Raw genomic sequence first — 18,934 nt, 5'->3', positions numbered from 1 at the left:
GCGGCTTACTTGCTGTCCTTGGTGACCAGCACCACGTCGGTCTTCACCTCTTCGGGCATCTGGGCCTGCGGTGTCTTGTCGGCCAGGGCCTTGAGCGCGGTCTCGATGCCGAACACGGCCTGCTTGGCGGCGTACTGGTCGGCGGTGGCGAGCACCCGGCCGTCCTTCAGCATCGGCTTGATCGCGCTGATGTTGTCGTAGCCCACCACGGCCACCTTGCCGGTCTTGCCGGCGGCCTTGACGGCGGCCACGGCGCCCAGGGCCATGCTGTCGTTGCCGGCGAGCAGGGCCTTCAGGTCGGGGTGCTCGCGCATCATGCCGGCGGCCACGGTGTTGCCCTTGTCGATCTCCCACTGGCCCGACTGCACGCCCACCACGGTGATGCCCGCGGCCTTCATCGCGTCCTGGTAGCCCAGCGTGCGCTGCTGCGCATTGAAGGTGGTGGACACGCCTTCGATGATGCCCACCTTGTCGCCGGACTTCAGCGTCTTGGCCAGCGCATCGCCCACCAGCTTGGCGCCGGCACGGTTGTCGGGGCCGACGAAGGGCACCTTGATGCCCTTTTCCTTCAGCGCGGCGGTATCGAAGCGGTTGTCGATGTTGACCACCAGCACGCCCTTGTCGATGGCGTTCTTGATGGCCGGCACCAGGGCCTTGCTGTCGGCCGGCGCGATCACCAGCGCATCGACCTTCTGCGCCACCATCTGCTCGACCATGCGGATCTGCGCGGCGGTGTCGGTCTCGTCCTTGATGCCGTTGGCCACCAGGGTGTACTTGCCCGAGTTTTCCTTCTGGTGGGCCTTGGCGCCTTGCTCCATGGTCAGGAAGAACTCGTTGGCCAGCGACTTCATCACCAGCGCGACCTTGGGCTTGTCGGCGGCGTGGGCGGCCGGCAGCAGCGCGGCCGACAGCACCAGCGCCGCGGAGGCGCCGAACACCTGCGCGCAGCGGCGGCGGGTGAAGAGGGAAGCAGCAGCGGACGGAATGCGTGAGGTCATGTCTTGTCTCCTGAGTCGGGATGAGCGGTGCCGTACTGTCGTGCGCCTGTGGGCCGGCGGCGTGCAGTCTAGTACGCGCAAACGTTTGCGCAAACGTTTGCGCACCGACCTTTTGCTCCTTGTTTTCCCTAGTGCCACGGCCTTGCTGTCCCAGGTGGGAGGTGCACCGGGCTCGCTGCCGCATCGAGTGCACGTCCGTGCAGTCGAGGCGGCTTTGGCTCCGCGCAGAAGCCTCTCTGCGCCCGGAAGCGCACAAGCCTACTCAGCGATGCCCGACAGGAAGAACCTGATCACCCCCTTGGCCGCGAAGCCCACCAGCCCCAGGCCGAGCCCCAGCAGCAGCACGAAGGTACCGAAGCGGCCGGCCTTGGATTCGCGGGCCAGGTTCAGGATGATGAACACCATGTAGAGCATGAAGGCGCCGAGGCCGAAGGTCATGCCGAACCATGCGAACTGCTCTTCGCTGTAGCCGAACATGTCAGGCGTGCTCCACGGAGCCGGCGGGCACCACCAGGTCCCGATAGGCATGCCAGCTGGCATGTGCCAGCCAGGGCGCGACGAATACCAGCCCCAGCAGCAACGGCAGCATGCCCAGCACCGTCAGTGCGGTCAGCAGCACCGCCCACAGGGCCATTGGCACCGGGTTCTCCAGCACCACCCGCCAGCTGGTGAGCACCGCGCCCAGCACGCCCACGCGGCGGTCCAGCAGCAGCGGCATGGCCACCACGCTGGAGGCGAAGACCGGCGCGGCCAGCAGCGCGCCCAGCGCGACCCAGGCCTCGAACACATGGCCGTGCTCTGCCAGCACCACATGGCGCAGGAAGTCCATCGGGTTGTTGACCGGATACGGCGACAGCCCGGTGATCAGCCCGGCGGAGGTGACCACCCAGCCGGTGCCGGCAAAGGCCAGCAGCACGCCGAACACCACCAGCCGGCCGTCGTCGGGATACCAGGCGCGCATGGCCGTGGCCAGGGCCGCGGGCTCGCCATGCTCCAGCGCGCGGCTGATGGCATACAGGCCCGTGGCCAGCAGCGGACCCACCAGCAGGAAGCCGGTGAAGGCCCCGGTGAGCAGCCAGAAGTGCCGGTGTGCCACCAGGGCCAGCACGATGCCGAAGACGGCCAGCGCCAGCCCGTGCAGCAGGCCGGGCAGGGGGCAGCGTCGAAGGTCGCGCCAGCCCAATGCCAGCCAGCGCAACGGTTGCAGGACCGGCACCGGGCGCACGCCCAGGCGTCGGGAGTCTTGGAGGGCGCGGGGCGCGAGCGGTCGGGTCATCCGCCATGCTGGCATGCAGCGGCCGGGGCGGGCTTGATGCGCGTCATGCCAAAGCCAACCGGTGTGGGGACTGTCTTACACGGCACTGCGGCGTGTGCTTCTGGCCCTCGCGCGCGGGCGCTCCTAAGCTCCCTGCATCACTTTCAAGGAGACCTGCATGAACACCCTTCAACGTGGCGCGATCCTGGTGGCTGGCCTGGTGACGGCGGCCTTGGCCACTGGCTGCTCCAGCATGAGCGACTGCCAGAAGGGCACCGCTGTGGGCGCCGGCGTAGGCGGCGTCGCCGGCTCGGTGCTCAGCGGCGGCAGCACCGCCGGCACCGTGGGCGGTGCGGTGGTGGGTGGCGTGCTGGGCGCCGGCGGCCGCTGCAGCTGATCGCGCAGGCTAGGAACGCCGGCGCGTGCTGGCCATGTAGGTGTCGAACGGCTGCTCGCAGAACTGCTGCCACAGCAGCTGTTCGTCCCTGAACTTAGACCAGTGCGCGTGGATCTTGCGGAAGGCCGGGCTTTTCTCGGCCAGCTCCTGGTAGAGCTGCCCGGCCGCGGTGAAGCTTGCATCCATCACCGGCTTCGGAAAGGCGCGCAGCTGCGCACCGCCGCTGACCAGCCGCTTGAGCGCCGCCGGGTTGCCGATGTCGTACTTGGCGGTGCTCCACTGGTTGGCCTCGGCCGAGGCCGCCTTCACCGCCGCCTGGTAGGCAGCGGGCAGCGCCGCCCAGGCCTTCTGGTTGATGAACAGCGGCAGCGTGGCCGAGCCCTCCCACCAGCCCGGGTAGTAGTAGAACTTGGCCACCTTGTGCAGGCCCAGTTTCTCGTCGTCGTAAGGGCCCACGAACTCGGCCGCGTCGATCACGCCTTTTTCCAGTGACGGGTAGAGGTCGCCCGCGGCCAGCTGCTGCGGCACCACGCCCAGCTTGGACAGCACCATGCCGCCCAGCCCGCCGATGCGGAACTTCAGGCCCTTGAGGTCGTCGACCGTCTTGATCTCCTTGCGGTACCAGCCGGCCATCTGGGCGCCGGTGTTGCCGATGGGCAGGTGGTACAGGCCGAAGCCGGCATAGAACTCGTTGAGCACGTCGTTGCCGCCGCCCTCGTACAGCCAGGCGTTCTGGCCGCGGGTGTTCAGGCCGAAGGGCATCGCTGTGCCGAAGCCGAAGGCGGGGTCGCGGCCGATGTAGAAGTAGCTGGCGCTGTGGCCGGCTTCCACGGTGCCGTCCATCACCGCGTCCAGCACCTGCAGCGGCGGCACCAGCTCGCCGGCGCCGTGCAGGCTGATCCTGAAGCGGCCGTCGGTCAGCTCGGCCACGCGCTTGACGGCGAGGTCCACCGCACCGTAGATGGTGTCCAGCGTCTTCGGATAGCTGCTGGCCAGGCGCCAGCGGATCTCGGGGTGCTGGCCCTGGGCCAGCGCCGGTGCGGCCAGCGAGGCGGCGGTGGTGGCGCCGAGGGCGCTGCGGGTGATGAACTTCCTGCGTTGCATGCGGGGGTCTCCTGTGTTGTTGGACTAGACGCAGCGGGCGCCATCGACCTCGATGCACACGCCCGAGATGAACGAGGCCTCGTCGCTGGCCAGGTACAGCGCGGCATTGGCCACATCCAGCGCGGTGCTGAAGCGCCCGAGCGGGATGGTGGCCAGGAACCTGGCGCGTCGGGCCTCGTCCACCGGGCCGCCGGCAAACTCCGCCGACAGCGCGGTATCGGGGTTGAACACCGGGTTGATGCAGTTGACCCGGATGTTGTCCGGGCCCAGCTCGGCCGCCATCGACTTGCTGGTGGTGATCACCGCGCCCTTCGATCCGTTGTACCAGGTCAGGCCCGGCCGCGGCCGCACGCCGGCGGTGGAGGCGATGTTGATGATGCTGCCGCCGCCTTGGCCGCGCATCACCGGCACCGCATGCAGCGCGGAGAGGTAGATGCTCTTGACGTTGATGGCGTAGAGCCTGTCGAAGTCTTCCTCGCTCACTTCCAGCATCGGCCGGTTGCGGTGCGTCCAGCCGGCGTTGTTCACCATCACGTCGAGCCGGCCGAAGGCCTGCACCGCGGCGGCCACCAGCGCCTGCATCTCGGCCGTCTTCGTGACGTCGGCCTTCACGAAGGTGGCGCTGCCGCCTTCGGCCACGATGGCCTCGCACACCCGGCGGCCGGCCGCCTCGTTCACGTCGTTGACCACCACGCGCCCGCCCTCGGCGGCCAGGCGCCGCGCGATGCCTTCGCCGATGCCACCGCCCGAACCGGTGACGATGATGGACTTGCCCTGCACACGCATTCGCTGGTCTCCTGCTTGTCTAGTCATGTTGGATGGCCACCGTCTTGAGCACGGTGAAGGCATACAGCGCCTCGAAGCCCTTCTCGCGGCCATGGCCGCTGGCCTTCACGCCGCCGAAGGGCAGCTCCACGCCGCCGCCGGCGCCGTAGTTGTTGACGAACACCTGGCCGGCCCGCACCCGCCGCGCCATGCGCAACTGGCGGCCGCCGTCGCGGGTCCATACGCTGGCCACCAGGCCGTAGGGCGTGCCGTTGGCGATGCGCACCGCGTCGTCCTCGGTGTCGAAGGGCAGGGCGGCCAGCACCGGGCCGAACACCTCCTGCTGCGCCAGCCGGTGGCCGGGCGGCACGTCGCGCAGCAGCGTGGGCACCTGGTAGAAACCGCCGGCCGGCACGCCAGGCTCGATGCGGCCCTGGGCCACGATCGGCAGGCCGTCCGCACGCGCCTCGTCGATGAAGCCGGCCACGCGCTGCAGCTGGCTCCGGCGGATCAGCGGCCCGCAGTCCAGGTCCATGGTGGCGCTGCCCACGCGCAGGCGGCCGAAGGCCTCGCCCAGGCGTTCCAGCACTTGTCCATACAACTTGCGCTGCACCAGCAGCCGGCTGCCGGCGGAGCAGGTCTGGCCGGCGTTCTGCACGATGGCATTGATCACCACGGGCAGCATCCTGTCCACGTCCGCATCGTCGAACACGATCTGCGGCGACTTGCCGCCCAGCTCCAGCGTCACCGGCGTGTGGTGCTCGGCAGCGGCCCGCACCACCACCTGACCGATGGCGGGCGAGCCGGTGAAGGACACATGGTCGATGCCCGGATGCCGCACCAGTGCGTCGCCCGCCTCATGGCCATAGCCGGTGACGATGTTCAGCACGCCCGGCGGCAAGCCCACCTCGGCCGCCAGCTCGGCCACGCGCAGCAGCGACAGGCAGGCATCTTCCGCCGGCTTGACCACGCAGGCATTGCCCGCAGCCAGGGAGCCGCCCACGCTGCGGCCGAAGATCTGCAGCGGATAGTTCCAGGGCACGATGTGGCCGGTGACGCCGTGCGGCTCGCGCAGCGTCAGCACGGTGTAGCCGGCCTGGTAGGGCAGGGTTTCGCCATGCAGCTTGTCGGCTGCGCCGGCATAGAACTCGAAGTAGCGGGCGATGGCCGCCGCATCGGCGCGGGCCTGCTTGAGCGGCTTGCCGCAGTCGCGGGCCTCGAGGGCGGCCAGTTCCTCGGCATGGTCGGCCAGCCTGGCCGACAGCCGCTGCAGCAACCGGCCGCGTTCTGCCGCGGGCATGCGGCCCCAGGGGCCGACGTCGTAGGCGCGGCGGGCAGCCTGCACCGCCAGGTCGATGTCGGCCGCATTGCCGCGGGCCAGTTCCTCGAAAGGCTGGCCGTCGGAGGGATCGAGCACCGGGATGCGCTCGCCGCGGGACGGCGCCACCGCGCGATTGTCGATGAAGTGCTGCTTCACGCTGGTCTCCTGCGTGTGTTCTTCATGGGGGTGCGGACCATCATAGGTTCGGGCCCGGGCAAGTTGTCAGTGCTATTGACTGCTTTTGCTCGGTGGATTCCCTGAGCGACCGGGCCCCGTCCGCACCGCATGCTGTCAGCCTGGCAGACAGCTTTTGCATCCCCTGCAGCCATGTCTCGACACGAAGCTTCCGACGATGCGCACGCCAGCGGCCCGGCGGTGGCGCCCGTGCGCCCGCTGCGCAACGAGCGCTTTGCCGAACGGGTGTACGACAGCCTGTTCCACTCGATCATGACCGGCCAGCTGGCCGCGGGCGCCCGGCTGCCGTCGGAGCTGGCGCTGGCCGAGACCTTCCAGGTCTCGCGCCCGGTGGTGCGACAGGCGCTGGACCGGCTGCGTGCGGAACGGCTGGTGCAGTCGGTGCGCGGCTCGGGCAGCTACGTGGCCACGCAGCCGGCTGCGGCGGCCTCGGCCAGCCAGTCAGCGCGCAGCACGGCGGCCGACCTGAGCCACATCCTGCATGGCATCGAGCTGCGGCTGATGGTGGAGCCCGAATGCGCCGCGCTGGCCGCACTGCGCCGCCAGCCGCCCGACCTGGCCCGCATGCGGCAGATGCTCGACGGCTTCGAGCAGGCCCATGCGCGCGGCGACGTGGCGCACCATTTCGACTACGGCTTCCACGAGGCCATCGCGCAGGCCACCGCCAACCCGCGGCTGGTGGGCGTGCTCAAGATGCTGGAGTACGACGTGAGCCGCGCGGTGAACCTGTGGCGCCACCTGGCCCACATGAAGCCCTGGCGCCGCACGCAGGAGGCGCTGGACGAGCACCGCGCGCTGTATGCGCTGATCGAGGCGCAGGACGCCGAGGGCGCCCGCCGCTGCATGCGTGCCCATGTCGAGAACGCGCGGGTGCGCATGCTGGCGCTGGAGCCGTCGATCTGAGCGTCAGCCCAGCATGTCGGCCCAGGTGTTGCGCGCCCAGGCTTCGGCCAGCCGCGCTTCCTGCGCCGAGCGCATGGCCGACACGCCGCCCGAGCCCGGCACCACGTTGAAGGTTTGCGAGGCCGCGTCGTAGCGGTGCACGCTGGCCACGTGGATGGCCTCGGTCGCGCTCACCAGGCTGTAGCAGGTGTTGGTCAGCATCGGCTCGGCCGGCGGCGGCAGGCCGGCCAGCTCGGCGACGATGGCGGCCGCGGCCACCTTGGCATGGTTGTTGGCCATGTGGCCCGACTTGGGCATCTGCGCCGCGGCCTGTACCGCATCGCCCAGCACATGCACGCCGGGCGCATGCACCGACTCGAAGCTGCGCCAGCGCACCGGGCACCAGCGGCCGTTCACCGTGGCCAGCCCGCTGGCCACCGCGATGTCGCCGGCACGCATCGGCGGCAGCACGTTGAGCACGTCGGCCCGCACGTCGGCCTGCACCTCGAAGCGCAGCAGGCCGCGCGCCGCGTCCACGCCGGCCAGCGCATGCTGCGGCCGGTACTCCAGGCGGCCCGCATGCAGCTCGGCCCAGGCCTGCTTGAACAGCGCGGGCTTGGACACCACGTCGTCGTTGGCGTCCAGCACCAGCACCTTGGCGCGTGGCTTGTGCAGCCGCAGCCAGTCGGCCACCAGGCTGGCCCGTTCATAGGGCCCGGGCGGGCAGCGGTAGGGCGCCAGCGGCACGGTGATGGCAAACACGCCGCCATCGGGCAGGGCCTGCAGCTGCCGGTGCAGCGCGGCGGTCTCGGGCCCGGCCTTCCAGGCATGCAGCACGCGTCCTTCGGCATGCGCCTGCGGCAGGCCCTCGATGCGGTCCGGCATCAGCTGCACGCCGGGCGACAGCACCAGCCGGTCGTAGCCGATGCGCTGGCCACCCGCCAGGTGCACGCTGCGGCGATCGACGTCGATGGCCACGGCGCTGTCGCGCAGCCACTGCACGCCATGGCGCCGCACCAGGGTGTCGTAGGGCAGGGTGATGTCGGCCAGCGTCTTCAGCCCACCCACCACCAGGTTGGACACCGGGCAGGAGACGAAGGCCGCCTGCGGCTCCACCAGCGTGACCTGCACCTGCCCTTCCGACAGCAGCCGGATGTAGCGCGCCGCGGTGGCGCCGCCAAAGCCGCCACCGATCACCACCACCCGTGCCGGTGCCCGCGGCGCCACGCCGGCGCAGCCCACGCCGGCCACCAGCGCGCCGCCGGCGATGAAGCTGCGTCGCCTCACCGCGCCGGCCCCGGCAGGCTGGCGAAGTAGCCGGCCAGGGCCTGCACCTGCGCCTCGGTGTAGCCGCGGGCGATCTGGTGCATCACCGTGGCCGGCCGCTCGCCGCTGCGGAAGGCCCGCATCTGCGCCACCACGAAGGCCGGCGGCAGCCTGGCCAGCGGCGGCATTGCTGCGTCGGCCGGGCGGCCTTCGCTGCCGTGGCAGTTGGCGCAGGTGGCGGCCAGCGCGTGCAGTGCGATGCGCGATGCGTCAGCTGCCGGGGCGGGCTGCGCCTGCACCGCCACGGCGGCCGCCGCCAGCAGGAGCCCCGCCGCGGTGCGACGAAGCCGGTAGACAAACGGTGCAGCGGCCGATGGCGACATGGTTGACTTCCTTCGGTCCAGCTTACTGCTTGCCGCGCCCGCGGCCGGCCGCGCCGCTGCCGGGGCCAACCCGCATTGACATCGTCTGCCCCCGGCCCGCCCGTCATCGGCCATGCCGAACTGCCGGTGTGGGTGCCGGGCGAGATCCTGTGCGCCAGCGACGATCTCGGCTGGCATGGCGTCAGCCAGCGCAGCTGCCGCTACCACGGGCAGGACCTTGATCCGGCGTCGTTTGTGGGCTACATGGACATGGAGACGGCGGCCTACCAGCCGCTGGTGGGGCTGGAGGCCGCCCACGCCTGACTAAGGCGCCGGTGCCGGCGCGGCGGCCGCAAACATCGCCTTGCCCCGGCGGCCGCGCCAGTCGCCCAGCAGCAGCAGGATGGGCGCCGCGATGAACACCGACGTGGCCGCCGCGATCACGATGCCGAAGGCCATCGGCACCGCGAAGCTGGCCACCGCCGCGCCACCCCACAGCGCCAGCGGCAGCACCGCCAGGAAGGCGGTGACGGAGGTGTAGAGGCTGCGCGTGAGCGTCTGGTTGATCGACAGGTTGATGGCCTCGCGCAGCGGCAGTTCGCGCCGCGCGCGCAGGTTCTCCCGCATGCGGTCGTACACCACCACCTTGTCGTTGACCGAATAGCCCACCAGCGTCAGCAGCGCGGCGATGGCGGTGAGGCTGAAGTCCAGCCCCGTCCATGCGAACAGGCCCAGCGTCAGCACCACGTCCAGCACCAGCGTCAGGATCGCGCCCACCGCGAACGGCCACTCGAAGCGCACCCAGATGTAGATGAGCATCGCGATGCTGGCGAGGATGACGGCCAGCACGCCGGCGGTGGCCAGCTCGCCGCTGACCTTGGGGCCGACCACCTCGGTGCGCTCGAAGCGGGCTCCGGGGTCGATCGCCTGCACCGCGGTCTTCAGGCGCTCCACCGCCTCGGTCTGGCGGGCTTCGCCGCCGGGTTGCTGCTCCAGCCGCACCAGCAGCCGGCCTTCACCGTCCATCGTCTGCAGCGAAACCTCGCCCAGGCCCAGCCCGTCGAGCTGCGCGCGGTAGCGCGACAGGTCGGCCGGGGCGCTGGTGGCCACTTCCACCTGGATGCCGCCGCGGAAGTCGATGCCGAAATCCAGCCCCGGCCGCAGCAGCAGCAGCAACGAGCCCAGCACCAGCGCCGCCGCCAGTCCGAAGCCGATCAAGCGGGTCTTCATGAAGTCGAAGCGCGTGCCGTCGGGCACCGGGCGAAAGCCCAGCAGCGGCCGGATCTGCAGGGTCTTCAGCCGCCGGCGGCGGGCGATGGACAGCATCATCACCTTGACCACCGACACCGCGGTGAACATCGAGATGACGATGCCCAGCGCCATGGTCACCGCGAAGCCGCGCACCGGACCGGAGCCGAACCAGAACAGCAGCACCGTGGCGATCAGCGCGGTGACGTTGCTGTCCATGATGGTGGCGTAGGCCCGCCGGAAACCGGCGTCGATGGCGGCCAGCGCGGGCCGGCCGCGCAGGGTCTCCTCCCGGATGCGCTCGTTGATCAGCACGTTGGCATCCACCGCCAGCCCGATGCCCAGCACGATGCCGGCGATGCCGGGCAGGGTGAGCGTGGCTCCCAGCAGGCTCATGCCGGCCACGGTGAGCACCACGTTGAGCGACAGCGCCACGTTGGCCACCAGGCCCCAGCCGCCATACAGCAGGAAGAGGAACAGGCACACCAGCACGAAGGCACCGATGCCGGCCTGCACGCCACGCTCGATCACGTCCGCACCCAGGTCGGCGCCCACGCTGCGCTCCTCGATCACCGTGAGCTTGGCGGGCAGGGCGCCGGCGCGCAGCAGCGCCGACAGCGTGGTGGCCTCCTGCACCGTGAAGCTGCCGGAGATCTGGCCCGAGCCGCCGGTGATGGGCTCGCGGATGACCGGCGCGCTCAGCACCTGGCCATCCAGCACGATGGCGAAGGCCCGGCCCACCTTGGCCTGCGTGATGGCCGCGAATTCACGCGCGCCGGTGCGGTCGAAGCGGAAGTTGACCACCGGCTCGCGGGTCTCGGGATCGAAGCCGGCGCTGGCGTCGGAGAGGCGGTCGCCGCCCAGCTCCACCCGCAGGTTCACCGGGTAGCTGTTGCCCTGGGCATCGCGCAGGGTGCGCACGCCGTCGGTGCCGTTGCCGTTTCCGTCGCCCAGCAGGTGGAAGCTCATCTTGGCGGTGGAGCCCAGCAGGGCGCGCAGCTGCGCCGGGTCCTGCAGGCCGGGCAATTGCACCAGGATGCGGTCGGCGCCGATGCGCTGGATGGTGGGCTCGGCCACGCCCACCTGGTCCACCCGCTGGCGGATCACTTCGAGGCTCTGCTCCACGGCGCGGCCGACCGACTGGTGCAGGCCCTCCTCGGTGAGCAGCACGTCGACGGCGTCGCCGCCTCGGCGCGACACTGCCAGGTCCTGCCGCGCTGCGCCGACGGGTTGCGACAGCGTGCGCATGAGTTCCAGCGCACGGTCTTGCTGCGCCGCCGAGCGCAAGGTGATGGCCACGCCCCGTGCGGCCGGCTCCACGCTGCGCCAGGGGATGTCGGCTTCGCGCAGCAGGCGGCGGGCGTCTTCGCCCAGGGTGCGCAGGCGCTCGCGGCGCAGCTCGCTGCCGTCCACTTCCAGCACGAGGTGGGAGCCGCCGCGCAGGTCCAGGCCCAGGGCCACTGTCTTTTGCGGGAGGAAGGCGGGCCAGCGCTCCAGCAGGGAGGCGGGCAGCACATTGGGCAAGGCCAACAGCAGGCCGGCAAGGATGATGGCCAGGTACAGGGCCACCAGGGAGGGTGAGTTTTTCATCGATGGCTTTGACGGGCGCACGCGGGCCAGGGCCCGGGCACGCCGGCTTCAGGAAGGCGAAGGTCGCGCGCAGCGGTGCGCGCGGGTCGTCAGGCCAGCGAAGGCGGTGCGCGGCTGCGGTGCGCGCGCGCAGGTTGCCGCGACCGCGGCGGCCCGGTGACCGGCGGCGGCTGGGCGGCCTGCTGCGCCAGCACCGGCAGGCGGAAGACGGCCGAGGGCAGCGCGTCCATGCCGGCATCCAGCACGGCGTGGGTCCAGCGCGCGTCCGGCAACCGCATTGCGGCAACCTGCGCGGTATCGTGCCGACGCGCCGAACGCGTGACCTGCGACGCCCCGGAGGCACTGGTCGGCCGCTGCATGGGCTGCACATGCGCCGACAGCTTGCCCGCCAGCGTGTGCGACGCCAGACCGACACTGGCGCCCAGGCCTGCGCACAGGACGCCCAGCCACGCCAGCAGCACGAACATCGCTGCACGCAGCCATGCGGCGGCCGGCGCCGGGGCATGAAGGGATTGGTGCGGGCGGTTCACGCCGGGACTGTAGGCGATGGCATCGGAGGCGCTTGGAGCGCGTGCCTTCGGGATGGTTCTGCTGCCACAATCAAGATTATGTCAATTATTGGAGGGCGGCGCGATGATTGCCTACTACACGCTGCCGCTTCATGGGACTGCCCGCTTGCAACCAGATTCCTTGCCACCCCCGCCACCGCGCGCCGCAGCCGCCATGGTCCGCGTGCGTGGCGCGCGTGAACACAACCTGAAGGACGTGGACGTCGACATCCCGCGTGATGCGCTGGTGGTGTTCACGGGCGTGTCGGGCTCGGGCAAGTCGTCGCTGGCCTTCGGCACCCTCTACGCCGAGGCGCAGCGGCGTTATTTCGAGTCGGTCTCGCCCTATGCGCGGCGGCTGATCGACCAGGTGGGCGTGCCGGACGTGGACAGCATCGATGGCCTGCCGCCCGCGGTCTCGCTGCAGCAGCAGCGCGGCACGCCCAATGCACGCTCGTCGGTGGGCAGCGTCACCACCTTGTCGAGCTCGCTGCGGCTGCTGTATTCGCGCGCCGGCAGCTACCCGCCCGGGCAGCCGATGCTCTACGCCGAAGACTTCTCGCCCAACACGCCGCAAGGCGCCTGCCCCGAGTGCCACGGCGTCGGCCGCGTGTTCGAGGTGAGCGAGCGCACCATGGTGCCGGACGATTCGCTCACCATCCGCGAGCGCGCGGTGGCCGCGTGGCCCACTGGCCTGGCAGGGCCAGAACCTGCGCGACATCCTGGTGACGATGGGCCACGACGTCGACATGCCCTGGCGCGACCTGCCGCGCGAGACGCGCGACTGGATCCTCTTCACCGACGAGCAGCCCACCGTGCCGGTATACGCCGGCCTCACGCCCGCGCAGACGCGCGAGGCCCTGCGCCGCAAGCTGGAGCCCAGCTACCAGGGCACCTTCATCGGCGCGCGCAAGCATGTGCTGCACACCTTCAGCCATTCCCACAGCGCGCTGATGAAGCGTCGCGCCGCCCGCTACATGCGGGCCAGCCCCTGCCCGCTGTGCCACGGCAAGCGGCTCAAGCCCGAGTCGCTGTCCGTCACCTTCGCCGGGCTGGACATCGGCGCGCTGCAGCAGATGCCGCTGGATGGCGTGGCCGAGGCGTTGGCGCCCGCGGCCCGCGGCGAGTTCAAGACCGAGGCGCCGCGGCGCAACCCGGTGCTCAGCCGCGAGGCCGCCCGCGCCGACACCGCACGCCGCGTGGCCGCTGGCGGCTCGGCCCATGCGGCGGCCAACGACGCGCGGCGCACGCCCAACCTGTCGGAGGAAAAGCGCATCGCCGCGCAGCGCATCGCTGCCGAGCTGCTGTCGCGCATCCGTACGCTGCAGCAGCTGGGCCTGGGCTACCTGTCGCTGGACCGGGCAACGCCGGGCCTGTCCCCCGGCGAGCTGCAGCGGCTGCGGCTGGCCACGCAGATCCGCTCCAACCTGTTCGGCGTGGTGTACGTGCTGGACGAGCCCTCCGCCGGCCTGCACCCGGCCGACAACGAGGCGCTGATGTCGGCGCTGGAGCAGCTCAAGCAGTCCGGCAATTCCATCTTCGTGGTGGAGCACGACCTGGGCATGATGCGCCGCGCCGATTGGCTGGTGGACGTGGGCCCGGACGCCGGCGAACGCGGCGGCCAGGTGCTGTACAGCGGGCCGCCCCAGGGCCTGAGGCAGGTGGTCGCGTCGCACACCGCGCGCTACCTCTTCGCCGAAGAAGCCGCAGTGCGGCGCACGCCGCGCGCGCCGGCGGACTGGCTGGCGCTGCACGGCGTGACGCTGAACAACCTGCGCAACGTGGCGGCAAGCTTCCCGCTGGGTGCGTTGACGGCGGTGACCGGCGTGTCCGGCTCCGGCAAGTCCAGCCTGGTGACGCAGGCGCTGGTGGGCCTGATGCAGGCGCACCTAGGCGGCGAGCCTGCCGAGCCGCCCGCGGACGAGGACCCCGATCCGCTGCAGGCCGAGGTGGCGGTGCGGGCCGAGGGCCGTGTCGACGCAGCCGCTTTGAAGCGCATCAAGCGCCTGGTGCAGGTCGACCAGAAGCCCATCGGCCGCACGCCGCGTTCCAACCTGGCGACTTACACCGGCCTGTTCGATGCGGTGCGCAAGCTGTTCGCGGCCACGCCGGCCGCGCGCCGGCGGCACTACGACGCCGGCCGCTTCTCCTTCAACGTGGCCAAGGGCCGCTGCACCACCTGCGAGGGCGAGGGCTTCGTCTCGGTGGAGCTGCTGTTCATGCCCAGCGTGTACGCGCCCTGCCCCACCTGCCACGGCCAGCGCTTCAACGAGGCCACGTTGCAGGTGACGCTGCGCGGCCGCAACATCGCCGAGGTGCTGGCGATGACGGTGGAGGAAGCGCTGGACTTCTTCGCCGAGGATGCCGCGGTGGCCCGTCCGCTGGCGCTGCTGCGGGACATCGGCCTGGGTTACCTGCGGCTGGGCCAGCCCGCCACCGAGCTGTCGGGCGGCGAGGCGCAGCGCATCAAGCTGGCCACCGAGCTGCAGCGGGCCCAGCGCGGCGATGCGCTGTATGTGCTGGACGAACCCACCACCGGCCTGCATCCGGCCGACGTCGACCGGCTGATGGCCCAGCTGCAGCAGCTGGTGGAAGCCGGCAACACCGTGGTGCTGGTGGAGCATGACCTGCGCGTGGTGGCGGGTTGCGACTGGGTGATCGACATGGGCCCGGGCGGCGGCGACCAAGGCGGGCGCATCGTGGCCGCCGGCACGCCGGCCGAGGTGGCGAAGGCCGAGGGCAGCCGCACCGGGCCCTACCTGCGGCCGCTGGTGGGCGGTGCTTAAGATGGGGCATCACCCCTTCATTGCACAACCACGTCCATGCGCCTGCTGATCGCCCTCCTCCTGCCCTGGCTCACCTTCTTCACCATCGGCCGGCCCATTGCCGGCGTGATCTGCCTGGTCCTGCAGGTCACGCTGATCGGCTGGCTGCCCGCCACCATCTGGGCGGTGTATGCGCTGAGCCAGTACAAGACCGATCAGAAGATCGAGAAGGCGCTGGGCCGGCGGGGCTGAGGGCGCGACCCCGGCCCGGATCTCGAAATGAAGACGAGGTAGCCCAGGGCCGACAGCAACGCCAGCATGAGCATCGCCAACCGGTAGGCATCGGCCACCCCAGCACAGGCTGCAGCCAGGCAATCACGAGACCAAAGCCCCATTGCCAGAAGAACACTCCCGCGAACAGCAGCAGGTTGAACCAAGCGAGGGCCCGCCCCGCCTGCGCGCCCGCGAATCGCTGTCCAACCAGCGGGTGCGTCACCGACAAGGGCCAGGCGCACACGTGGGACATGGGCATCGCGCCGTCCACCGTCGCCAAGTCGGTCGCCCGGCTGGAGCAGGCATGGCAGGTGCGGCTGTTCCAGCGCACGACGAGAACCGTTCGCCTGACCGTGGACGGCACGCTGCTGTCCGAGCGATGCCGGCAACTGCCGGCCGACTTCGACGCCCTGGCCGTGCAGCCGGCCTGTGCGCAAGGCACGGCCGGCACGCTTGCCTGTTGCCTGAGCGCGTGCGCGCGGTGCTGGATGGACTGGCTGTAGACACCGTTTTGCGTTGAGGCGTGAAGCCTGCAGCGCACGCGGGCGTGGTGTGCCGCCACCAGGTCCTGGTCGGCTTCACGTTCAAGGTGGGCCATGGCCATGGCCGCGGAATGAGGCGCTGGCGTATGGTTCAAAATCGACCACGTCGCCCTTGTGCAACCGTTCAAGACCCCATGCTCACCGCCCTCCGCCAAGCCGACGGCCGCAAGGTACAGGCCGGCCACAGTCATCGGGTGCACGGGCCGTTCCGCTGTGCGGGCTGCGGCCAGCCGGCGCTGCTGGTCAAGGGGGCTATCCGTGTTCACCACTTCCGCCACCAGGCCGAGCCCGGCGACTGCGTGCGCAGCCTGGGCGAAAGCGCCCAGCACCGGGAGTGCAAGCAGGCCATCTTCACCGCGCTGCAGGCCGCCGCGGACGTGGCCGGGGTGGAGCTGGAGAAGGACATCGGCAGCAACGTGGCCGACGTGTTCGCGGTGATCCGCGGCGTTCCGGTGGCCATCGAGATCCAGCGCAGCGAACTGCCGCTGGACGTGCTGGAACGCCGCAACCTCGCCTAGCACGCGCAGCGGGTGCATGTGCTGTGGGTGGCGCTGGCCGGCGAGGAGATCGCCTTCAGCCCTTACAGCCCGCGCGCCTGGGAGCGCTGGTGCCATGCCACCTACGGCGGCCGGGTGTACTACTGGACCCAGGCCGACGAACTGCAGCCGGTGCATTTCGAACCGCACTGGCTGCACACGCCGGCCTACACCACGCGCGACGCCCAGGGCCAGCCCTTGACGGTGGGCGGCCAGGTGCGCCGCTCCTAGCGCTACCGCTCGCCCAACCACGGCGAGCGGGTGGCGATCAGCCGGGGCTTTCGGCCGGTGGTGCGGCGTGAATGGTCGGGCGGCACGGTGCAGGTGCCGCAGTGCAGCCTGTACGTGGACTGCCAGCCGGCATGGTGGAAGCCGGGCGAGTCACCTGTCTAGACAAGCGCGCCACCGCGGCTAGTCGCGCAACCGACCCTCGCCCACCTTGCGCCCACCCTCGTAGGCGACGAAGGACTTGTTCTTCTCGAACACGTGGAAGGGCTCGGTGCAGCGCAGTGCGACCTCGGCGGTCTCGCCGGGCTCGACCTTCTCGCGGGGCGGGGCGATGCGCACGGTGCAGCTGACCTCGTGCTTGTCGGCCGAGAAGCGCAGCTGCGGGCGGTAGTCGTCGTAGAACGGGCCGTCCCGGCCGACCTTGCCTTCGCGTGCGATCAGCGTGAGCGAGGCCGGCGTGTCGGCCGCGGCCGGGTATTCGATGCGCCGGTCCTTCGGATCAGCGGCCAGGGCCAGAGAAGCGCAGCACATGAGCAGCGGGAGCGCGAAGACGGTGGGGGGGCGTGGGGTCGTCATGAGGATCTGCCGCCGAAGGGCGGTGGTGCGGCGCCTGCAGCGTCCAGGCGCCCGGTTCGAGAAGTACAGCCCGCGGCGATGCTGACTGCCGGCGTCGACCCCGCCAAGCAACGTGTTCCGGCAGGCCGGTGCCTGCGCGGTTCACCTGTCTAGACAAGCCCGCTGTCCGGCGCCTCGCCGGCCGGGGCCGGCGGCGAGTCCATCTTCGGCGCCCAGCTCCAGTTCAGCAGCTCGGCGGTGCGGCGTACCACCCACACGGCTTCATCGCCCGTCACCGTGTCCGTGGCGGCCTGCAGGCCGCGCAGGCAGCGGTCGAGCACGATGTCCTCGGGCAGGTCGTCCTTGAACTGCAGGGTCTGCGCCTGGTCCACGAGCATCGTGGCCAGGTCTTCGCACAGCTCGTAGCGTGCGGTGAGTTCCAGCCGCGGCAGGCTGGGCTTGCGGCCCGGGGCGCTCTGGTACAGCGCGATGAAGGAGTCGGGGATGACGATCTGACTGCTGTCGTCCATGCCGTTCAACCCTGGCGGCCCCCGCCCAGTGCCGCGATCACCTCGGGCGGCGCCTGCACCAGCTCGATCAGCACGCCCTCGCCGCCGATCGGGAACTGCTCGTTGCCCTTGGGGTGGATGAAGCAGATGTCGTAGCCCGCCGCGCCGGGGCGGATGCCGCCGGGTGCCAGTCGCACGCCGTTGGCATTCATCCACTCCACCGCCTTCGGCAGGTCGTCCACCCACAGGCCGACGTGGTTCAGCGGCGTGGCATGCACGGCCGGCTTCTTGTCGGGATCGATGGGCTGCATCAGGTCGACCTCGACCTTGTGCACTCCCTCGCCCAGCGCGCAGATGTCCTCGTCGACGTTCTCGCGCTCGGACACGAAGTTGCCGATCACCGTCAGCCCCAGCGTGTCGACCCACAGCGTGCGCAGCTTGTGCTTGTCGGGCCCGCCGATGGCGATCTGCTGCAGGCCGAGGATGCGGAACGGCTTGTCTTGTTGCGTGGCCATGGTGTGCTTCAGCCTCGGGTGGCGGTGATGGGCAGGTCCAGCCGCGCCAGCAGCGCGCGGTCGGCGGTGGCGTCGGGGTTGCCGGTGACCAGCAGCTTGTCGCCGTAGAAGATCGAGTTGGCGCCGGCCATGAAGCACAGCGCCTGCACGCCCTCGTCCAGGCCGCGGCGGCCGGCCGACAGCCGCACCCGCGAGCGGGGCATCGTGATGCGCGCCGCTGCGATGACCCGCACCACCTCGAACGGATCGACCGGCTCGGCATCTTCCAGCGGCGTGCCGGGCACGGCCACCAGCTGGTTCACCGGTACCGACTCGGGCGCGGGGCTCAGGCTGGCCAGTTGCGCGATCAGGCCGGCGCGCTGCAGCCGGGTCTCGCCCATGCCGACGATGCCGCCGCAGCACACCTTCAGGCCCGCATCCCGCACATGGCCCAGGGTGTCGAGCCGGTCCTCGTATTCGCGGGTGCGGATGATGTCGCCGTAGAAGTCGGGCGCGGTGTCGAGGTTGTGGTTGTAATAGTCCAGGCCCGCGTCCTTCAACGCGCCAGCCTGCGATGGCGTGAGCATGCCCAGCGTGGCGCAGGCCTCCAGCCCCAGCGCCTTCACGCCGCGCACCAGCTCGCTCACCTTCTCGATGTCGCGGTCCTTGGGCGAGCGCCAGGCTGCACCCATGCAGAAGCGTGCGGCACCGGCCGCCTTTGCGGCGCGGGCGGCTGCCATCACCGCGTCCATGTCCATCAGCTTGCCGGCTTCCACGCCGGTGTCGTAATGAACGGACTGCGGGCAGTAGCCGCAGTCCTCCGGGCAGCCGCCGGTCTTGACCGACAGCAGCGAGGCCAGCTCCACGTCACCCGCCGGAAAGTGCTGCTGGTGGACCGCATGGGCCCGCTGCACCAGCGCCATGAAGGGCATCTCCATCAGCGCCAGCACGCCCTCGGCCGACCATGCCGCGGAAGCTTCGGCCACCGCATGCGGCTTGCGCGGCAGCTGCCATTGCAGCGGCTGCACCACCGGTTGCGCGATCACTTCCTCACCCATCTCACGTGCCGTCATGCAGCCAGGTCCTCTTCAGTTCAACGCG

At 70.6% G+C, this 18,934-nt stretch carries 21 protein-coding genes and 1 pseudogene; 8 read left to right on the top strand and 14 right to left on the bottom strand.

The window, feature by feature from the left end; genetic code table 11:
• Nucleotides 1-5: 5 nt before the first annotated feature.
• From LRS14_RS03950 to LRS14_RS03940, 3 genes are all read right to left on the bottom strand, one after another.
• A complete protein-coding gene (locus LRS14_RS03950) occupies nt 6-998 on the bottom strand; it encodes a sugar ABC transporter substrate-binding protein (protein WP_257798678.1) in 993 nt (330 codons plus the stop codon).
• A 258-nt stretch (nt 999-1,256) separates the two neighbouring features.
• Nucleotides 1,257-1,475: a DUF2788 domain-containing protein gene (locus tag LRS14_RS03945; RefSeq protein ID WP_257798677.1), complete on the bottom strand. Its 219-nt coding sequence runs from the start codon at nt 1,473-1,475 to the stop codon at nt 1,257-1,259.
• 1 nt (nt 1,476) lies between these two features.
• Nucleotides 1,477-2,289 carry a DUF2189 domain-containing protein gene (locus tag LRS14_RS03940; RefSeq protein WP_404977528.1) on the bottom strand — a complete coding sequence of 271 codons (813 nt, stop codon included), beginning with the start codon at nt 2,287-2,289 and terminating at the stop codon, nt 1,477-1,479.
• 142 nt (nt 2,290-2,431) lie between these two features.
• On the opposite strand from LRS14_RS03940, the gene LRS14_RS03935 reads away from it, so the two are divergent.
• On the top strand, nt 2,432-2,650 hold the full coding sequence (locus LRS14_RS03935) for a glycine zipper 2TM domain-containing protein (RefSeq protein ID WP_046111300.1): 219 nt from the start codon (nt 2,432-2,434) through the stop codon (nt 2,648-2,650).
• A 9-nt stretch (nt 2,651-2,659) separates the two neighbouring features.
• On the opposite strand, the gene LRS14_RS03930 is transcribed toward LRS14_RS03935, so the two are convergent.
• Genes LRS14_RS03930 through LRS14_RS03920 form a run of 3 tightly spaced genes read right to left on the bottom strand, consistent with a single transcriptional unit; the run spans nt 2,660 to nt 5,996 of the window.
• The gene (locus tag LRS14_RS03930) at nt 2,660-3,754 is read right to left on the bottom strand and encodes a TRAP transporter substrate-binding protein (protein WP_257798675.1); all 1,095 of its coding nucleotides are present in this window, start codon (nt 3,752-3,754) and stop codon (nt 2,660-2,662) included.
• 24 nt (nt 3,755-3,778) lie between these two features.
• Nucleotides 3,779-4,540 (bottom strand): SDR family oxidoreductase, encoded by a 762-nt coding sequence (locus LRS14_RS03925; protein ID WP_257798674.1) that lies wholly within the window; start codon nt 4,538-4,540, stop codon nt 3,779-3,781.
• Between the two features lie 19 nt (nt 4,541-4,559).
• Nucleotides 4,560-5,996, bottom strand: a complete 1,437-nt coding sequence (locus tag LRS14_RS03920; RefSeq protein ID WP_257798673.1) for an aldehyde dehydrogenase family protein — start codon at nt 5,994-5,996, stop codon at nt 4,560-4,562.
• A 171-nt stretch (nt 5,997-6,167) separates the two neighbouring features.
• On the opposite strand from LRS14_RS03920, the gene LRS14_RS03915 reads away from it, so the two are divergent.
• Nucleotides 6,168-6,938 (top strand): FadR/GntR family transcriptional regulator, encoded by a 771-nt coding sequence (locus LRS14_RS03915; RefSeq protein WP_257798672.1) that lies wholly within the window; start codon nt 6,168-6,170, stop codon nt 6,936-6,938.
• Between the two features lie 3 nt (nt 6,939-6,941).
• On the opposite strand, the gene LRS14_RS03910 is transcribed toward LRS14_RS03915, so the two are convergent.
• Nucleotides 6,942-8,204, bottom strand: coding sequence for an NAD(P)/FAD-dependent oxidoreductase (locus LRS14_RS03910; RefSeq protein WP_257798671.1), 1,263 nt, complete (start codon nt 8,202-8,204; stop codon nt 6,942-6,944).
• On the bottom strand, nt 8,201-8,566 hold the full coding sequence (locus tag LRS14_RS03905; protein ID WP_257798670.1) for a c-type cytochrome: 366 nt from the start codon (nt 8,564-8,566) through the stop codon (nt 8,201-8,203). The genes LRS14_RS03910 and LRS14_RS03905 overlap by 4 nt, the downstream gene beginning before the upstream one ends.
• Nucleotides 8,567-8,641: 75 nt before the next feature.
• Here LRS14_RS03905 and LRS14_RS03900 point away from each other — a divergent pair, with 75 nt between their 5' ends.
• The gene (locus tag LRS14_RS03900; protein ID WP_257798669.1) at nt 8,642-8,869 is read left to right on the top strand and encodes a hypothetical protein; all 228 of its coding nucleotides are present in this window, start codon (nt 8,642-8,644) and stop codon (nt 8,867-8,869) included.
• Here LRS14_RS03900 and secD read toward each other — a convergent pair whose 3' ends face one another.
• Together secD and LRS14_RS03890 are read right to left on the bottom strand one after the other, a co-directional pair.
• Nucleotides 8,870-11,383: a protein translocase subunit SecD gene (secD, locus tag LRS14_RS03895; protein ID WP_257798668.1), complete on the bottom strand. Its 2,514-nt coding sequence runs from the start codon at nt 11,381-11,383 to the stop codon at nt 8,870-8,872.
• Nucleotides 11,384-11,472: 89 nt separating this feature from the next.
• Entirely contained in the window at nt 11,473-11,850 is a 378-nt protein-coding gene (locus tag LRS14_RS03890; protein WP_046111291.1) for a hypothetical protein, read from the bottom strand.
• A gap of 256 nt (nt 11,851-12,106) precedes the next feature.
• Between LRS14_RS03890 and LRS14_RS03885 the strand changes: the two are divergent.
• The 5 genes and pseudogenes from LRS14_RS03885 to LRS14_RS03865 all read left to right on the top strand — a co-directional run bounded on the left by LRS14_RS03885 (nt 12,107) and on the right by LRS14_RS03865 (nt 16,278).
• A pseudogene (locus LRS14_RS03885) lies at nt 12,107-14,717 on the top strand (excinuclease ABC subunit A).
• 36 nt (nt 14,718-14,753) lie between these two features.
• The gene (locus tag LRS14_RS03880) at nt 14,754-14,948 is read left to right on the top strand and encodes a YqaE/Pmp3 family membrane protein (protein WP_046111290.1); all 195 of its coding nucleotides are present in this window, start codon (nt 14,754-14,756) and stop codon (nt 14,946-14,948) included.
• Between the two features lie 272 nt (nt 14,949-15,220).
• The gene (locus LRS14_RS03875) at nt 15,221-15,472 is read left to right on the top strand and encodes a LysR family transcriptional regulator (RefSeq protein ID WP_257798667.1); all 252 of its coding nucleotides are present in this window, start codon (nt 15,221-15,223) and stop codon (nt 15,470-15,472) included.
• Nucleotides 15,473-15,645: 173 nt separating this feature from the next.
• Nucleotides 15,646-16,029 (top strand): competence protein CoiA family protein, encoded by a 384-nt coding sequence (locus LRS14_RS03870; RefSeq protein WP_257798666.1) that lies wholly within the window; start codon nt 15,646-15,648, stop codon nt 16,027-16,029.
• Nucleotides 16,030-16,041: 12 nt separating this feature from the next.
• Nucleotides 16,042-16,278, top strand: a complete 237-nt coding sequence (locus LRS14_RS03865; protein WP_257798665.1) for a hypothetical protein — start codon at nt 16,042-16,044, stop codon at nt 16,276-16,278.
• A 180-nt stretch (nt 16,279-16,458) separates the two neighbouring features.
• Here LRS14_RS03865 and LRS14_RS03860 read toward each other — a convergent pair whose 3' ends face one another.
• The 4 genes from LRS14_RS03860 to bioB all read right to left on the bottom strand — a co-directional run bounded on the left by LRS14_RS03860 (nt 16,459) and on the right by bioB (nt 18,891).
• Nucleotides 16,459-16,806 (bottom strand): hypothetical protein, encoded by a 348-nt coding sequence (locus LRS14_RS03860; RefSeq protein WP_257798664.1) that lies wholly within the window; start codon nt 16,804-16,806, stop codon nt 16,459-16,461.
• Nucleotides 16,807-17,000: 194 nt separating this feature from the next.
• Nucleotides 17,001-17,360 (bottom strand): ATPase with chaperone activity, encoded by a 360-nt coding sequence (locus tag LRS14_RS03855; RefSeq protein WP_257798663.1) that lies wholly within the window; start codon nt 17,358-17,360, stop codon nt 17,001-17,003.
• A 5-nt stretch (nt 17,361-17,365) separates the two neighbouring features.
• Complete coding sequence (locus LRS14_RS03850; protein WP_257798662.1) at nt 17,366-17,854, bottom strand: VOC family protein; 489 nt, start codon at nt 17,852-17,854, stop codon at nt 17,366-17,368.
• A gap of 8 nt (nt 17,855-17,862) precedes the next feature.
• Nucleotides 17,863-18,891, bottom strand: coding sequence for a biotin synthase BioB (gene bioB / locus LRS14_RS03845; RefSeq protein ID WP_257800404.1), 1,029 nt, complete (start codon nt 18,889-18,891; stop codon nt 17,863-17,865).
• Nucleotides 18,892-18,934: the final 43 nt, after the last annotated feature.

Origin of the sequence: Aquincola sp. J276 (genome assembly GCF_024700035.1) — a bacterium.
GTDB lineage: Bacteria > Pseudomonadota > Gammaproteobacteria > Burkholderiales > Burkholderiaceae_C > Aquincola > Aquincola tertiaricarbonis.
Note: the sequence above shows the minus strand (reverse complement) of the source record. Positions and strands in the feature narration are given on the sequence as shown.

Excerpts from the sequence above, each read along its gene's own strand:
- LRS14_RS03950 (WP_257798678.1), bottom strand. The coding sequence starts at position 998 with ATGACCTCACGCATTCCGTCCGCTGCTGCTTCCCTCTTCACCCGCCGC.
- LRS14_RS03945 (WP_257798677.1), bottom strand. The coding sequence starts at position 1,475 with ATGTTCGGCTACAGCGAAGAGCAGTTCGCATGGTTCGGCATGACCTTC.
- LRS14_RS03940 (WP_404977528.1), bottom strand. The coding sequence starts at position 2,289 with ATGCCAGCATGGCGGATGACCCGACCGCTCGCGCCCCGCGCCCTCCAA.
- LRS14_RS03935 (WP_046111300.1), top strand. The coding sequence starts at position 2,432 with ATGAACACCCTTCAACGTGGCGCGATCCTGGTGGCTGGCCTGGTGACG.
- LRS14_RS03930 (WP_257798675.1), bottom strand. The coding sequence starts at position 3,754 with ATGCAACGCAGGAAGTTCATCACCCGCAGCGCCCTCGGCGCCACCACC.
- LRS14_RS03925 (WP_257798674.1), bottom strand. The coding sequence starts at position 4,540 with ATGCGTGTGCAGGGCAAGTCCATCATCGTCACCGGTTCGGGCGGTGGC.
- LRS14_RS03915 (WP_257798672.1), top strand. The coding sequence starts at position 6,168 with ATGTCTCGACACGAAGCTTCCGACGATGCGCACGCCAGCGGCCCGGCG.
- LRS14_RS03905 (WP_257798670.1), bottom strand. The coding sequence starts at position 8,566 with ATGTCGCCATCGGCCGCTGCACCGTTTGTCTACCGGCTTCGTCGCACC.
- secD (WP_257798668.1), bottom strand. The coding sequence starts at position 11,383 with ATGAAAAACTCACCCTCCCTGGTGGCCCTGTACCTGGCCATCATCCTT.
- LRS14_RS03890 (WP_046111291.1), bottom strand. The coding sequence starts at position 11,850 with ATGTTCGTGCTGCTGGCGTGGCTGGGCGTCCTGTGCGCAGGCCTGGGC.
- LRS14_RS03880 (WP_046111290.1), top strand. The coding sequence starts at position 14,754 with ATGCGCCTGCTGATCGCCCTCCTCCTGCCCTGGCTCACCTTCTTCACC.
- LRS14_RS03875 (WP_257798667.1), top strand. The coding sequence starts at position 15,221 with ATGGGCATCGCGCCGTCCACCGTCGCCAAGTCGGTCGCCCGGCTGGAG.
- LRS14_RS03870 (WP_257798666.1), top strand. The coding sequence starts at position 15,646 with ATGCTCACCGCCCTCCGCCAAGCCGACGGCCGCAAGGTACAGGCCGGC.
- LRS14_RS03860 (WP_257798664.1), bottom strand. The coding sequence starts at position 16,806 with ATGTGCTGCGCTTCTCTGGCCCTGGCCGCTGATCCGAAGGACCGGCGC.
- LRS14_RS03855 (WP_257798663.1), bottom strand. The coding sequence starts at position 17,360 with ATGGACGACAGCAGTCAGATCGTCATCCCCGACTCCTTCATCGCGCTG.
- LRS14_RS03850 (WP_257798662.1), bottom strand. The coding sequence starts at position 17,854 with ATGGCCACGCAACAAGACAAGCCGTTCCGCATCCTCGGCCTGCAGCAG.
- bioB (WP_257800404.1), bottom strand. The coding sequence starts at position 18,891 with ATGGGTGAGGAAGTGATCGCGCAACCGGTGGTGCAGCCGCTGCAATGG.